The following is a 13,492-nucleotide window of genomic DNA, read 5'->3' as shown; positions in this document are numbered from 1 at the left end:
ATGACTTACAAGCTGATTCTGCTGCGCCATGGCCACAGCGACTGGAACGCCAAGAACCTGTTCACCGGCTGGGTGGACGTCGACCTGAACGACCAAGGCCGCGAGGAAGCAGCGCGCGGCGGAGAGCTCCTGGTCGAGAACAACGTTCTCCCGGACATCCTGTACACGTCCCTGCTCAAGCGGGCCATCAACACCGCGAACATTTCCCTCGACAAGGCCGACCGCGGCTGGATCCCGGTCAAGCGCGACTGGCGCCTCAACGAGCGCCACTACGGCGCGCTGCAGGGCAAGGACAAGGCCCAGACCCTCGCCGAGTTCGGCGAAGAGCAGTTCATGGAATGGCGCCGCAGCTACGACACCCCGCCGCCCCCGCTCTCCGACGACAGCGAGTTCTCGCAGGCACACGATCCCCGTTACGCGGACCTCGGCGACGCCCTCCCGCGCACCGAGTGCCTCAAGGACGTCCTCGTGCGTCTCCTGCCGTACTGGGAGTCCGACATCAAGGAAGACCTCAAGGCGGGCAAGACCGTCCTGGTCACCGCACACGGCAATTCCCTGCGCGCCCTCGTCAAGCACCTCGACGGCATCAGCGACGAAGACATCGCGGGCCTCAACATCCCCACGGGCATCCCGTTGGTCTATGACCTGGACGAGAACTTCCAGCCGATCAATCCGGGCGGAACCTACCTCGACCCCGAGGCTGCGGCAGAGTCCATCAAGGCTGTAGCTGCCCAAGGCAAGAAATAAGCTTTGAGAGAACGACGGCGGCCGGCCCACCTCGCAAGGTGGGCCTGCCGCCGTCGTTGTTTGTTAAACCTGGCTAGAAGCCTTCCGGCTGCCACTCACCGGTGACCAGGTAGGTCACCTTGCGGGCAACGGAGACGCCGTGGTCGGCGAAGCGCTCGAAGTAGCGGCTGGCGAGGGCCACATCCACCGTGGTGGCGGCAGTTTCGGCCCATGCGGGATCGGCGATCGCCCTGAAGACGCTCAGGTGCAGATCGTCCACCCGGATGTTGAGCTTGAGGATGTCCCGGGCAACTTCCAGGTCGCGTGACTCCAGGAGCAGGGTGACCTTCTGGACGATTTCGAGGTCGAGGCGGGCCATGTCCTTGAACGTTGCCGTCAGCTGCTCGGGGATGACCGTAGCCGGGTAGCGCAAACGGGCCAGCTGGGCCACGTGCCGGGCGAGGTCGCCCATGCGCTCGAGGGATGCGCTCATCCGCAGGGAACCGACAATCATCCGGAGATCGCTTGCAACGGGGCCCTGGAGGGCCAGGATATCGATGGCCCGTTCGTCGAGGCCGTTCTGCAGGAAATCGATCCGGGCATCGGCGGCAATGACATCCTGGGCGAGATCTACGTCGGCACCTTCGAATGCGGTGGTAGCGTTCTGGATCGCCTCAGTGACCAGTTTCGAGATCTCGATGAGGTCCTCACCGACCTGGATGAGCTCCTCCTGAAAAACCTTGCGCACGGTGGCGTCCTCTCCTTGGAAATCTCCTCCGCACCCTTCTGGCGGCGCGAAAATCATCACAGCTAACTACGGTCCAACTAGTAAGGGTGGCAGTGGTCAATGAACGATTGCGCACCTTTAGGTGAACGTTAGCTGAATCGGGGCCGTTTGGTGACCGTTCCATATTTTGCAGTGTTTTGAGCGCATAAGCTAGATCCGTGGATCCAGTGCTCATCGGTGTCATCGCAGGTCTAGTCGGCCTGTCGTGCGGCGTCTTTGGCGTGCTCGCGTTCAGGCTTAGCGAACGGCAGCGAAAGATTGTTGACCTGGACGTAACCGAGCCGCTGCTTCCGGAGGGAGCCGCGGAGGTGCTGTCCGTCGTCGGGCGCGCTTTCGTCGTGGTGGACGCGATCGACGGCGTGGTCCGGGCCAGTCCCGCGGCCTACGCATACGGCCTCGTGAGAGGCCACACCGTGGTGCACAAGCAGTTGCTGGACATGACCGCAAAGGTGCGGCGCGACGGCGTGATCCTGGAAAAGACTTTCGAGTTGCCCCGCGGTCCTCTGGGCAAGGGAACCATTGTGGTGCAGGTGCGGGCAGCCATGCTCGGATGGGAATATATCGTCCTGCTGGCCGATGACCGCACCGAAATCACCCGCACCGAAGAGATCCGGAACGACTTCGTCGCGAACGTCTCGCACGAACTCAAGACGCCTGTGGGCGCTATCTCCCTGCTTGCCGAGGCGCTCGAGGCAAGCCCGGACGACGAAGAAGCCGTGCGCCGCTTCGCCAAGCGCATGCACAAGGAATCCACACGACTCGCCGCGCTCGTGCAGGACATCATAGAGCTGTCCCGGCTGCAGGGCGCCAACGTGGCCCAGCAAGGGCACGCAGTGGATATCAATACGGTGATCGCCGAGGCCGTGGACCGGTCGCAGCTCCCGGCGGAGCTCAAGAACATCAAGATCGTGGTCGGCGGGCGCTCGGAAACAATGGTGTTCGGTGACCAGGACCTGTTGGTGACCGCACTACGGAACCTGATCGACAACGCCATCCGTTATTCGCCGGAGAACACCCGTGTGGGAGTGGGGGTCCGCGCCAAAGAGGGCGTGGTGGCCATTTCCGTCACAGACCAGGGCGAGGGTCTCAGTCCCGAAGACCAGGAACGCATTTTCGAACGCTTCTACCGCGTGGATGCGGCGAGGTCCCGGCAGACCGGGGGAACGGGTTTGGGCCTGAGTATCGTCAAGCACGTGGTGTCCAACCACGGCGGCGAGGTCACCGTCTGGTCCCAGCCCGGCCAAGGTTCTACTTTCACCATCCGCCTTCCGGAAATGGAAGGCCAGGAGGACGACGACGCCGGGGCGAAGCCCCGGAGCGTGATTCAATCGACGGGCGCTGTGCGCGCCCTAGAGCAAGGAGCTGGCGCTTGAGCAGGATTCTGATCGTGGAGGACGAAGAGTCGTTCAGCGACCCTCTGTCCTACCTATTGGGCAAGGAAGGCTTCGATGTCCAGGTTGTGGACAACGGGAGTGACGCCTTGGTGGAGTTCGACCGGAACGGGGCCGACCTGGTCCTGCTGGACCTCCAGCTCCCGGGGACTCCTGGCACTGAGGTTTGCCGGCAACTGCGCCAACGTTCCAGCGTCCCGGTCATCATGCTGACGGCCAAGGACTCGGAAATCGACAAGGTAGTAGGACTGGAGCTTGGCGCGGACGATTACGTCACCAAGCCGTACTCTTCCAGGGAACTCGTGGCACGCGTGCGTGCTGTGCTCCGCCGGCAAGGCGAGCCGGAAGAGCTCATCACATCCACCGTGCAGGCCGGCCCTGTGCGCATGGACATCGAGCGGCACGTAGTGAGCGTCAACGGCGAACAGGTGTCGCTTCCGCTGAAGGAATTCGAACTCCTTGAGATGCTCCTTCGCAATTCGGGCAGGGTGCTCACCCGCGGGCAGTTGATCGACCGCGTCTGGGGTTCGGACTACGTGGGCGATACGAAGACCCTGGACGTCCACGTGAAGCGCTTGCGCAGCAAGATCGAGCCGGACCCCTCCGTTCCCCGTTACCTCGTGACGGTTCGGGGCCTGGGCTACAAGTTCGAGCCGTAAGAAGCCACAGCAAAAGGAAGGGCTCCCCTCGGGAGCCCTTCCTTTTTGTCTTCGAGGATCCAGCGTGTTGCCGATCCGAGCGACGCCGGCCGCCTAGTGGCCGGTGGCGCTCGTGCTCGGCGTCGGGGTCGCGCTGCTGCCCGGAGTCGCGCTGCTGCTCGGGGTGGCGGAACCGCTGGCCGAGGGGCTCGGAGAAGCGGAAGCGGTGGGGAGGTACTTCGCGTATTCCTTCAAGGAAGCGTCCAGGACCGGGAATTGCACGGCGCGGGAATCGGAGCCGGTCTTGATGGTCACGGAAGCCATGGAACCAGGGACTCCGCCGCTCGTGCTCAGAACCGCGGCGTCCGTGGTCTCGTTGAGGTAGGTCTGCGACTTGGCCTTGACCGGAATGGTCGCCTGTGACCCGCCGGCACCACTGATGGTCAAGGTTGCATCGCTCGAGGAGGTGTTGAACACGGCACCAATGACGCGTCCCGGCTTGTTGGCATCCGTGGAGACGATGAGCATGTTGCGCAGCTGAAGCGGACCGAGGTCTTCCCTGACGCCGTCAGACGGAGAGTACTGCTCGTTGGTCTGCTGGGGATTGATATAGCCACAGCCGGTCACGGACAAGAGACCGATGCTGATGGCGGCCGCCGCCATCGCCAGTTTGCCGCGCTGGACACGGTTCATCGCAGTAATGCGCACGACACGTACTCCTCTAAGAGTCATTGGAACACTTTTCAGCCATAGCCTATCGGCAAACTAGCAGGAACAAGGATTCCGATCACCATTGTGGCGGCCCCCCAGAAGGAGTAGGGTCGTCCGGAACGCTGCGTCCAATGCACTTTTATGCCCTCCCGTCAAGAGGGTGCCGGAGGGTCGAAAAGGCCATTTTCCGCGTATTTACAGGGCTCAGGACCCCTTTCCGTGCCAATCGTATGCCTTAAGCGTGATAAACTGGTCTGCGGGAAAGGGGAAAGTCCACATGGTTTTTGAGGTCGGCGAGACAGTAGTTTACCCTCACCACGGTGCAGCAAAAATTGAAGAAATCAAGATGCGCACTATCAAGGGCGAAGAGAAAATGTATCTCAAGCTCAAGGTGGCTCAGGGTGATCTGACCATTGAAGTTCCAGCAGAAAACGTAGACCTTGTTGGGGTCCGCGACGTAGTGGGCAAGGAAGGCTTGGAGCACGTATTTGACGTTCTCCGTGCCGAGTTCACTGAAGAGCCCACCAACTGGTCCCGTCGCTACAAGGCAAACCTGGAGAAGCTTGCTTCCGGCGACGTCATCAAGGTTGCAGAGGTCGTCCGCGATCTTTGGCGCCGTGATCACGATCGCGGCCTTTCCGCAGGTGAAAAGCGAATGCTGGCCAAAGCCCGTCAGATTCTGATTTCAGAACTGGCACTGGCTGAGAAGACCGACGAAGAGAAGGCCGCAAGCGTTCTCGACGAAGTTCTGGCTTCCTAACAGAGATTCAAAGATTTGAACCCCGGTAGCAACCTGCTGCCGGGGTTTCCTTTTGCCCAAAAGGCCAACTACCTCGCAGTAGATGTCGTTCTGGGCGCCCAAAACGACACTTGCTGCCAGCTAGTTGGGCGGGTGGCCACCACGTAGGCTTGGGCGCATGACTACACCATCCCAGCGCGAGGCCACCGCCGTCGTCGTCGTTGCGGCAGGCTCCGGTGAACGGCTTGGCTACGGCATGCCCAAGGCAAAAGTGCCGTTGGGCGGCGAAACGATCCTCACCCATGCTCTTCGCGGCGTCGCGACGGCGGACGTTGCCCGCCAGATCTGCGTGGCCGTCCCCGCCGGGGACCTGGAGTTGCGCGAGCTGTGCGAGGAATTCCGGCAGGAACTGGGCGCTGACGGCCCGCTGATTACCGTCGTCGACGGCGGATCCACCCGTGCCGATTCGGTCCGCGCCGCCCTTGGGGCGGTCCTCGAAGGAACGCGCGCTGTGCTGGTTCACGACGCCGCGCGTGCGCTGACTCCCGAACGGGTCTTCCACCGGATTGCCGTGGCGCTCTCGTCCGGGGCCAAAGCGGTCATTCCTGCCATGCCGGTGGTGGATACCGTCAAGATGGTTGCGGAAACTGACGGTGACGACGCCGGAATCGCGCCGGAGATCGTCACCGGCACCGCCCCGCGCGAACAACTTCGTGCGGTGCAGACTCCGCAGGGATTCGACTTTGAGACCTTGTTGCGCGCCCACGCGGCGGCCGCGACGTTCGACGACGAGCAGTCGGCGGCAGTCACGGATGACGCCATGCTGGTCGAGCTCCTGGGCGTGCCGGTCCACGCGGTCCGCGGTGCCAGCCAGTCCCTGAAGATCACCACGCCGTTGGATCTCATCATTGCCGAAGGCCTGCTGGAGGGACCGCTCGGAGTCCGCTGGGTTGAAGGCTGATGGCAGGCTCGGAGACCGTGGCCATGATTCTGCCGCGCACAGGCATCGGGGTGGACGTTCACGCCTACGCACCTGACAACGATCCGCAGCCGCTATGGCTCGGCGGGCTGTTTTGGGAGGGGGAGCGTGGACTTTCCGGGCATTCCGACGGCGATTGCGTTGCCCATGCGGCTGCTGACGCGCTGTTCTCCGCTTGCGGCATTGGTGATCTCGGCACGCATTTTGGCACCGACCGTCCCGAATTCGCAGGTGCGTCCGGGGTGAAGTTGCTGGGGGAGGCGGCCAGGATTGTCCGGGCTGCCGGCTTTGAGATCGGGAACGTGGCAGTGCAGTTCGTTGCCAACAGGCCGAAGTTCGGGCCGCGGCGTGAGGAGTCGCAGCGTATCCTCAGCGCCGCCGCAGGAGCTTCCGTCAGCGTCACGGCAACCACCAGCGATGGCCTGGGTTTCACGGGACGGGGAGAGGGCATCTCCGCTGTCGCCACGGCCCTCGTCTACGCCGTGCCGGCAGCGCCCCAAAGCGATAGCGCCTAAATAGCGCCTGACCAGGGATAGATGGTGTGCAACGAAGCCAGAGGGTGCGCATCCGCTAATCTGGAGCGGTGACCCTGCGCTTTTACGACACTGCATCCGCCGAAGTCCGTGACTTCGTTCCCCTTGAAGCCGGCAAGGCCAGCGTCTACTACTGCGGTGCCACGGTGCAGGGGATGCCGCACGTGGGGCATGTCCGTTCCGCGATCGCCTTCGACCAGTTGACACGTTGGCTTGAATACCGGGGCCTGCGTGTCACTGTTGTCCGCAACGTCACGGACATCGACGACAAGATCCTCGCCAAGTCGGCGCAGTCGTTCGGGCCGGACTGGGCCGAGGAACCAACAGCCAAGGCCGAGGAAGAATGGTGGGCCCTGGCCTACCGCTACGAGCAGGAATTCGAGCAGGCCTACGACGTCCTGGGCGTTTCCCGCCCCACCTACGAGCCGCGCGCCACCGGCCACATCCCGGAGATGCACGCCCTCATTCAAAGGCTCATCGACCGCGGCCATGCCTACCCTGCGCTGGACGACTCCGGGGACGTCTACTTCGACGTCCGCTCCTGGAGCAAGTACGGCTCGCTGACCCGCCAGAACATCGACGACATGCAGGGAGCCGCCGACGTCGAGCCTCAATTCAGCAACAGGAAGCGCGACCCGCGCGACTTCGCGCTGTGGAAGGGCTACAAGGACGGGGAGCCGACGACGGCGAGCTGGGTTTCGCCGTGGGGAACGGGCCGGCCGGGTTGGCATCTTGAATGCTCCGCCATGGCTACGAAGTACTTGGGCCGGCAGTTCGACATCCACGGCGGCGGATTGGACCTCCGCTTCCCGCACCACGAGAACGAGATGGCACAATCGCAGGCCGCGGGTGACGGATTCGCCAATTTCTGGCTGCACAACGGCATGGTCACGTACGAGGGCGAAAAGATGTCCAAATCCGTGGGCAATACAGTGAGCCCCTCGGAAATGCTCGAGCTCGCCAGTCCGCGGGTTGTCCGGTACTACCTTGGCCAGGCGCAGTACCGCTCCATCCTGGACTACCGGCCCACTTCGCTCCAGGAGGCTGCGGCGGCAGTAGAGCGGATCTACGGCTTTGTTGCGAAGGCTTCCAAGAAGTTCGGTGGCGACTTCGCCGCGCACCCTGAGTCGAGCCCCGTTCCGGATGCCTTTGGTGCTGCCATGGATGACGACCTCAACGTCCCGCAGGCCCTCGGCGCGCTGCATGAGACTGTCCGCGCGGGGAACACCGCCCTGGCGTCCGGAGACGACGCCGGGGCCGAGCAGGCGCTCCGGGCCGTGCTGGCCATGACCACCGTGCTTGGACTGAACGACGTCCGCGGCGAAGTCCAGGAGAACTCCGAGACTGCCCAGGCCCTCGAGGTCCTCGTGGAAGCCCAGTTGCAGGCTCGCGCCGAAGCGCGGGTGAACAAGGATTGGGCGGCTTCCGACGCGATCCGCGACACTCTCGCCGCAGCCGGTATCGCCGTCGAGGATGGCGCCGATGGAGCCAGCTGGAGCCTCAAGAGGGACTGAGAAAGCGCCGTCGTCCCGATTTAAGTTGATTCAGTAGACTTGATTGCAGACGTACTCAACACAATCAAGGGTGGAATTCATGGCCAACAACGGTCGCCGGGCTGTCAAGAGCAAGAAGGGCCCCACCACCGGAACCGGTGGCCACGGTCGAAAGGCCCTCGAAGGCCGGGGTCCAACCCCCAAGGCTGAGGACCGCGAGTACCACAAGGCGTACAAGAGCAAGCAGCTTGCAGAGCGCTCCGCGGCCAAGCGCGCGGCCGGGGGCGCCAGCCGCTCCAACCCGGGCGCCCGCTCAGGCCCGAAGGGCCGCGCTACTGAGGAAGTCGTCACCGGACGCAACTCCGTGGTGGAGGCGCTTCGCGCCGGAATCCCCGCGAAGGCACTGCACGTTGCCATTCGGATCGAGATGGACGACCGCGTCAAGGAGTCGCTCAAGCTCGCTGCCGAACGCGGCATCCCGCTGCTGGAAACCGGTAAGCCCGAGCTGGACCGCATGACCGAAGACGCTGTCCACCAGGGCCTCGTACTGCAGATCCCGCCGTACGAATACCAGGATGCTTACGACCTCGCCGAAGAGACGGTCACAAAGTGGAAGAAGGGGTACATCCCCAACGCGCCCCTCTTCGTTGCGCTCGACGGCATCACCGACCCACGCAACCTAGGCGCGATCATCCGCTCCGTTTCCGCCTTCAGCGGTCACGGCGTGATTGTCCCGGAGCGTCGTTCCGTAGGCGTCACCGCTTCGGCTTGGAAGACCAGCGCCGGCGCGGCGGTCCGCGTTCCCGTGGCCCGCGCGGCCAACCTGAACAACGCGCTCAAGCAGTTCAAACAGATGGGCATCTTCGTGCTGGGCCTGGACGGCGACGGCGATGTCTCGCTGCCGGATCTCGCCCTGGCCACCGATCCCGTGTGCATTGTCGTGGGTTCCGAGGGCAAGGGCCTCAGCCGCCTGGTCCGCGAAAACTGCGACCAGATCATCTCCATCCCGATCGACTCCGCCATGGAATCGCTCAACGCCTCCATGGCCGTGGGTATCTCCTTGTACGAAGTCTCAAGGCAGCGCGCCACGAAGTAACCCTGCGGTGGGTGGCGGCACAGCCGCCGGCCAAATGCCGACGCTCGCTCACTTATTTGGTGTTTCCGACGGACGCTCGCTCACAGGGTGAGCGAGCGTCCGTCTATTTACCGCCAGATGTGAGCGAGCGTCAGTGTCTTTGGCGCCATATGTGAGCGAGCGTCAGTGTTCCTCGAGAAGCCGGGGCTAGAAGTCGCGGCGGTTCGCCAGGACCGGGAGCTTGACCCGCGCTTCCTTGACGACGGCGGCGTCCAGCTCTGCGAACAAGAGGCCGGGTTCGGCGTCGAGCTCTTCCAGCACGTTCCCAAAGGGAGACACGACGACCGAGTGCCCCACTCCGGTAGGCGCTGCACCCTTGGGTTCACGGCCTTGGCTCGCGGGATCGCCTTGGCCGCACGCCAGCACGAAGGTCGTGGTGTCGATCGCCCGGGCTCGCGCGAGCAGCTTCCACTGCTCCGCCTTCCCAGGCCCGGCACCCCAGGAAGCGGACACGATATTCACATCGGCGCCGCGGTCGGCATTGGCGGTGAAGAGGGCCGGGAAACGGATGTCGTAGCAGGTGGCCAGGCCAAAGGTGAGGCCTCCGGCGTCAAATGTCACCGGATCGGTGCCGGCGTCGACGGTATCCGATTCCGTAAAGCCGAAGGCATCGAAGAGGTGGATCTTGTCGTAGCTGGTGTCCACCCCGGGCCCGGTGGCGATCAGCGTGTTCCGGACTTTGCCGTTGCTGCTGCCGTCGGCGGCCAGCCCGGGGGTGAACATTCCGGCGACGATCACGATTCCTAGATCCTGGGCGATCTTCCGCACCTGGCTGGCCCATGGCCCGTCCAGGGGCTCAGCGATGTCCAGCAGGGAATTCCCGAACGCCCGCATGGTCGCTTCCGGAAATACTACGAGCTCGGCGCCGCCATCTTTTGCCCGGCGGGCGTAGCCTTCCAACAGGAGCAGGTTGTCTGCCAGCTCGCGGCCGCTGATGAGTTGAGCAAGGGCGATTCGCACAATTACCTCCACGTTGGTGTATAGCCAAAGTATGCAACGAGCGCGCTGAGGATACGAACTCGTCCGCGCGGGCGGGCGTATTCGGCGCAATCGACACAATCCGCTCAAACGACAGGTTTCACGAAAAGCGCAACGAACCGGGCGGTTCGACGTTTCAGCAGGTGAGCGGCTTGTTTGCGTCCGCAGGGGCCTCTGGCGTGGTTTCGACCGCCGGGCATGGGCACTGTCATATGGGCCGCGGGCAGGGGAGAATTGGCGTCAGAGACTAAACTCTCAACTAATGGTTATGCCGATTTTTGACACAGCATCTACAGTGGACGCCTCGCGGCCATCGCCGCTCGGGCTGAGTGTTCCGCTGCCTGGGAAATCCGACCGCGACACCCCCTCGCCGGACCGGGTCAACGTCGCTGTATGGGCCCCCGGACTCACTCGGGTCGAAATCGCCTACAAGGCCCCCGGCGACTCCTGGAAAGTCCACACGCTTCCCAAACTTGAGGACGGCGTGCACCACGGGATCGTGGACGGGCTGCCGCTCGGCACCCGGTACGGCTTCCGCGCAGCAGTCCACGAGGACGCGCTTCCACTGTCCGTTCCTGCCCCGGACTTTGACGCCGACGACGCCGAGCAGCTGTTGCTCGATCCCTACGGTCGGGCGGTCCACCAGCGGGGAGAACTACTGACTTCCGTGCGGATGGACTCGGCTTTTGATTGGGGCGACGACCGTCCGCTGCGCACGCCGTGGCGGGACACGATTGTCTATGAGGCTCACGTCCGCGGCCAAAGCATGCTGCATCCGGATATCCCGGAGCACCTTCGCGGCACCTACGCGGGCATGGCCCACCCCGCCATGATCGAACACTTCCACTCATTGGGAGTGACGGCCGTTCAATTGCTGCCCATCCACTTCCACGTGGACGAGCAGCACCTGCAGTACTTGGGCCTGACCAACTATTGGGGCTACAACACCGCAGCTTTCTTCGCCCCCCATTCGGACTACGCTACACAAGCCGCCCAGCAGGCCGGTCCGCACGCCGTCCAGGACGAATTCAAGGGCATGGTGAAGCTTCTGCATGCGGCGGGGATCGAAGTGATCCTCGACGTCGTCTACAACCACACGGCGGAAGGCGGGCCCGACGGCGACACCTTCAGCTTCAGGGGCCTGGGCGAGCAGTGGTACTACCGCCACGATGCCCACGGCCGCTACCTCGATACGACGGGCTGCGGCAACACCCTCAATTTTGCCGAACCCAGGGTAGTGGATCTGGCCATTGAATCGTTGCGTTATTGGGCGGAAGAATTCCACATCGATGGCTTCCGCTTCGACCTTGCCGTGACCCTATGCCGCAATGCCGGCAACGAGTTCGATCCCGAGCACCCTTTCCTGAAGCGCATCGCGGAAGATCCCGTGATCTCCAAGACCAAGCTCATTTCCGAACCATGGGATGTGGGCTACGGCGGCTGGCAGACCGGACGGTTCCCCAAGGGCTGGGTGGACTGGAACGATCACTTCCGCGACGGCGTGCGCCGCTTCTGGCTCTCTGACCGGGGCGCCGCCGACGCCGGGATGTCCGGCGGGAATGTTGGGGTCCTGGCGGACGCCTTGACTGGCTCCGCCCGGGTCTTTGAACCTTCGGGGCGCTCGAGGCTCGCCTCCCTCAACTTCATCACCGCCCACGACGGTTTCACGCTTGCCGACCTCGTGTCCTACGACCGCAAGCACAACGAAGCCAACGGCGAACAAAACCGCGACGGCCACGGCGACAACCGTAGTTACAACCACGGATTCGAAGGACGAACGGAGAACGAGAGGATTCTCGCGGCCCGTGCCCTTTCCAAACGGAACCTCATGACTACGTTGATGATCTCCATCGGCGTACCCATGATCACTGCCGGTGACGAGCTTGGGCGCACACAGCAGGGAAACAACAATGCCTATTGCCAGGACAACCCCCTGACGTGGATCGACTGGACCCAGACACCCGAATCGCATGACATGCTGCGGAGCACCAAACGGGTGATCCGGCTCCGCAAGGAGTTCTTGCAAGCGCAGGACGCAGGCTTCCCTGACAAGGGGACGGGCCTGGACTGGTTTGATGAGGAGGGCCAGCCCATGACGGCGGCCCGTTGGCACGATCCTTCCCTGCGTGTTGTGCAACTCTTGGTGAGCTCGGAAGGCGGCGCCCACCGCGGCTTGCTCGTGATCAACGGGAACAAGGATGACCAGAAGGTCGTCCTGCCGAAACTGGTCGCCGAATCAGGGGCCGGCAGCCGGATGTTCGAACTAAGGCTGACAACGTCCGAGCTCAATGACCGCAGGCAAGGAGCGCTCGTCGCGGCAGGCGAACGGGAAGTCGTCCAAGGCAACACCATCAACATCTACCGCACCTAGGAACCATGAAAATCTATTCGGCAGACACGTGGACACTGGAAGAACTACAGGAACAAGTGTCCGACGCCGGCCGCCGCACCGTGATGGTGCCGCCGGCGGCAAACAAGGAAGGCGTCCTGGAGGTGTTCGGCCAGGTGCTCGATTTCCCCGAGTACGACGGGGTGGACCTGGATGCGCTCAACGATTCACTCCACGATTTCGCAGACAGTGTGTCCGAGGACGAGCAATCACCCGTCACCCTGATTTGGCAGGTCCCGGCGGCCTACCGGACGGACCGGTCCTTCGGGTTGGTTTGCGAGATCCTCCAGGACGCCGAGTTCTACTCCGGGCGGGACCTCGCTGTGATAGCGGTCTTCCAGCAGTAGCTCGACTGGCCGGGCGGGCGATGCCCACCCAGCCGGTTTGCCACTACGCGTTGACGATCAGCCCCAGTTCGGCCTTGGAGGCCAGGGAGGGGTGCTTCGGGAAGACGCGGACGGTGTAGCCGAACGATCCGGAACGGTTGATCAGGATGGAACCGGTGAACAGGTGGCGCCCGTTGCCGAGGTCCTCGAACGAGCTCAGTTCGGCCACGGTGATGTCCTCCAACTCATCGCTTTCTTCAGCCCGCCCGTATGCCACCTCGACGCTGACGTCGTCCGGTGTCAGGGTGTGGAGGGCGATGTAGGCGTTGACCTGGAGGGTGTCGCCGATCTGGGGTTCCTCGGAGACGCCGATGGAATCGACGTGTTCCACGATCAGCTGCGGCCAGGCGTTGCGGACCTTGGTGGTCCAGGCCGCCAGCTCCTTCGCTTCCTTGAAGGAGCCAGCCACGGCACGCCGTCCTGACTCTGCTGCCGGGCGGTAGAGGGTGTTGACGTAGTCCTGGAGCATGCGGTCGGCCGAGACTGCCGGGCCGAGGTGGGCCAGGGTGTGCTTGATCATGGACACCCAGTGCGTCGGCACGGCTTCCGGGCCGGACTGCGAGGGCCCGGCCGCGCCGGCGTCCGCGGAGACCGTGGAGCCGTAGAA

At 63.5% G+C, this 13,492-nt stretch carries 13 protein-coding genes and 1 pseudogene; 10 read left to right on the top strand and 4 right to left on the bottom strand.

Annotated elements, in window-relative coordinates; genetic code table 11:
- Positions 1-747, top strand: a complete 747-nt coding sequence (locus tag ABEA18_RS17685; RefSeq protein ID WP_345451282.1) for a phosphoglyceromutase — start codon at positions 1-3, stop codon at positions 745-747.
- A 73-nt stretch (positions 748-820) separates the two neighbouring features.
- On the opposite strand, the gene phoU is transcribed toward ABEA18_RS17685, so the two are convergent.
- Positions 821-1,474 (bottom strand): phosphate signaling complex protein PhoU, encoded by a 654-nt coding sequence (gene phoU / locus ABEA18_RS17680; RefSeq protein WP_078106623.1) that lies wholly within the window; start codon positions 1,472-1,474, stop codon positions 821-823.
- Between the two features lie 206 nt (positions 1,475-1,680).
- Between phoU and ABEA18_RS17675 the strand changes: the two genes are divergently transcribed.
- Both ABEA18_RS17675 and ABEA18_RS17670 read left to right on the top strand, forming a co-directional pair.
- Positions 1,681-2,886: a sensor histidine kinase gene (locus tag ABEA18_RS17675; protein WP_236818303.1), complete on the top strand. Its 1,206-nt coding sequence runs from the start codon at positions 1,681-1,683 to the stop codon at positions 2,884-2,886.
- A complete protein-coding gene (locus tag ABEA18_RS17670) occupies positions 2,883-3,563 on the top strand; it encodes a response regulator transcription factor (protein WP_059388662.1) in 681 nt (226 codons plus the stop codon). Before ABEA18_RS17675 ends, ABEA18_RS17670 begins: the two co-directional genes overlap by 4 nt.
- A gap of 93 nt (positions 3,564-3,656) precedes the next feature.
- Here ABEA18_RS17670 and ABEA18_RS17665 read toward each other — a convergent pair whose 3' ends face one another.
- Complete coding sequence (locus ABEA18_RS17665; protein WP_345451609.1) at positions 3,657-4,235, bottom strand: hypothetical protein; 579 nt, start codon at positions 4,233-4,235, stop codon at positions 3,657-3,659.
- A gap of 295 nt (positions 4,236-4,530) precedes the next feature.
- Here ABEA18_RS17665 and ABEA18_RS17660 point away from each other — a divergent pair, with 295 nt between their 5' ends.
- From ABEA18_RS17660 to rlmB, 5 genes are all read left to right on the top strand, one after another.
- Positions 4,531-5,013, top strand: coding sequence for a CarD family transcriptional regulator (locus tag ABEA18_RS17660; protein ID WP_011690592.1), 483 nt, complete (start codon positions 4,531-4,533; stop codon positions 5,011-5,013).
- Between the two features lie 157 nt (positions 5,014-5,170).
- Entirely contained in the window at positions 5,171-5,953 is a 783-nt protein-coding gene (gene ispD / locus ABEA18_RS17655; protein WP_345451277.1) for a 2-C-methyl-D-erythritol 4-phosphate cytidylyltransferase, read from the top strand.
- 23 nt (positions 5,954-5,976) lie between these two features.
- The gene (gene ispF, locus ABEA18_RS17650; protein WP_345451607.1) at positions 5,977-6,486 is read left to right on the top strand and encodes a 2-C-methyl-D-erythritol 2,4-cyclodiphosphate synthase; all 510 of its coding nucleotides are present in this window, start codon (positions 5,977-5,979) and stop codon (positions 6,484-6,486) included.
- 68 nt (positions 6,487-6,554) lie between these two features.
- Positions 6,555-8,018 (top strand): cysteine--tRNA ligase, encoded by a 1,464-nt coding sequence (gene cysS, locus ABEA18_RS17645; RefSeq protein WP_345451275.1) that lies wholly within the window; start codon positions 6,555-6,557, stop codon positions 8,016-8,018.
- Positions 8,019-8,097: 79 nt separating this feature from the next.
- Positions 8,098-9,093, top strand: coding sequence for a 23S rRNA (guanosine(2251)-2'-O)-methyltransferase RlmB (gene rlmB, locus ABEA18_RS17640; RefSeq protein ID WP_345451273.1), 996 nt, complete (start codon positions 8,098-8,100; stop codon positions 9,091-9,093).
- A gap of 186 nt (positions 9,094-9,279) precedes the next feature.
- Here rlmB and ABEA18_RS17635 read toward each other — a convergent pair whose 3' ends face one another.
- Entirely contained in the window at positions 9,280-10,092 is an 813-nt protein-coding gene (locus ABEA18_RS17635; protein ID WP_345451271.1) for a carbon-nitrogen hydrolase family protein, read from the bottom strand.
- 280 nt (positions 10,093-10,372) lie between these two features.
- On the opposite strand from ABEA18_RS17635, the gene glgX reads away from it, so the two are divergent.
- Positions 10,373-12,481, top strand: a complete 2,109-nt coding sequence (glgX, locus tag ABEA18_RS17630) for a glycogen debranching protein GlgX (protein ID WP_345451269.1) — start codon at positions 10,373-10,375, stop codon at positions 12,479-12,481.
- Positions 12,482-12,486: 5 nt separating this feature from the next.
- Positions 12,487-12,846 carry a barstar family protein gene (locus ABEA18_RS17625; RefSeq protein ID WP_345451267.1) on the top strand — a complete coding sequence of 120 codons (360 nt, stop codon included), beginning with the start codon at positions 12,487-12,489 and terminating at the stop codon, positions 12,844-12,846.
- 43 nt (positions 12,847-12,889) lie between these two features.
- Here the strand turns inward: ABEA18_RS17625 and ABEA18_RS17620 are convergent.
- A pseudogene (locus tag ABEA18_RS17620) lies at positions 12,890-13,492 on the bottom strand (DUF3417 domain-containing protein); the annotation flags it as partial.

The sequence above is a fragment of the Arthrobacter gyeryongensis genome, assembly GCF_039543785.1.
GTDB lineage: Bacteria > Actinomycetota > Actinomycetes > Actinomycetales > Micrococcaceae > Arthrobacter > Arthrobacter gyeryongensis.
The sequence above is the reverse complement of the archived record's forward strand: the minus strand, read 5'-3'. Positions and strand labels throughout refer to the sequence as shown.

What these genes read in the sequence shown, in the direction of transcription:
- rlmB (WP_345451273.1), top strand. Translation starts at nt 8,098, where the DNA reads ATGGCCAACAACGGTCGCCGGGCTGTCAAGAGCAAGAAGGGCCCCACC.
- ispD (WP_345451277.1), top strand. Translation starts at nt 5,171, where the DNA reads ATGACTACACCATCCCAGCGCGAGGCCACCGCCGTCGTCGTCGTTGCG.
- ABEA18_RS17625 (WP_345451267.1), top strand. Translation starts at nt 12,487, where the DNA reads ATGAAAATCTATTCGGCAGACACGTGGACACTGGAAGAACTACAGGAA.
- ABEA18_RS17685 (WP_345451282.1), top strand. Translation starts at nt 1, where the DNA reads ATGACTTACAAGCTGATTCTGCTGCGCCATGGCCACAGCGACTGGAAC.
- ispF (WP_345451607.1), top strand. Translation starts at nt 5,977, where the DNA reads ATGATTCTGCCGCGCACAGGCATCGGGGTGGACGTTCACGCCTACGCA.
- ABEA18_RS17660 (WP_011690592.1), top strand. Translation starts at nt 4,531, where the DNA reads ATGGTTTTTGAGGTCGGCGAGACAGTAGTTTACCCTCACCACGGTGCA.
- ABEA18_RS17665 (WP_345451609.1), bottom strand. Translation starts at nt 4,235, where the DNA reads ATGAACCGTGTCCAGCGCGGCAAACTGGCGATGGCGGCGGCCGCCATC.
- glgX (WP_345451269.1), top strand. Translation starts at nt 10,373, where the DNA reads ATGGTTATGCCGATTTTTGACACAGCATCTACAGTGGACGCCTCGCGG.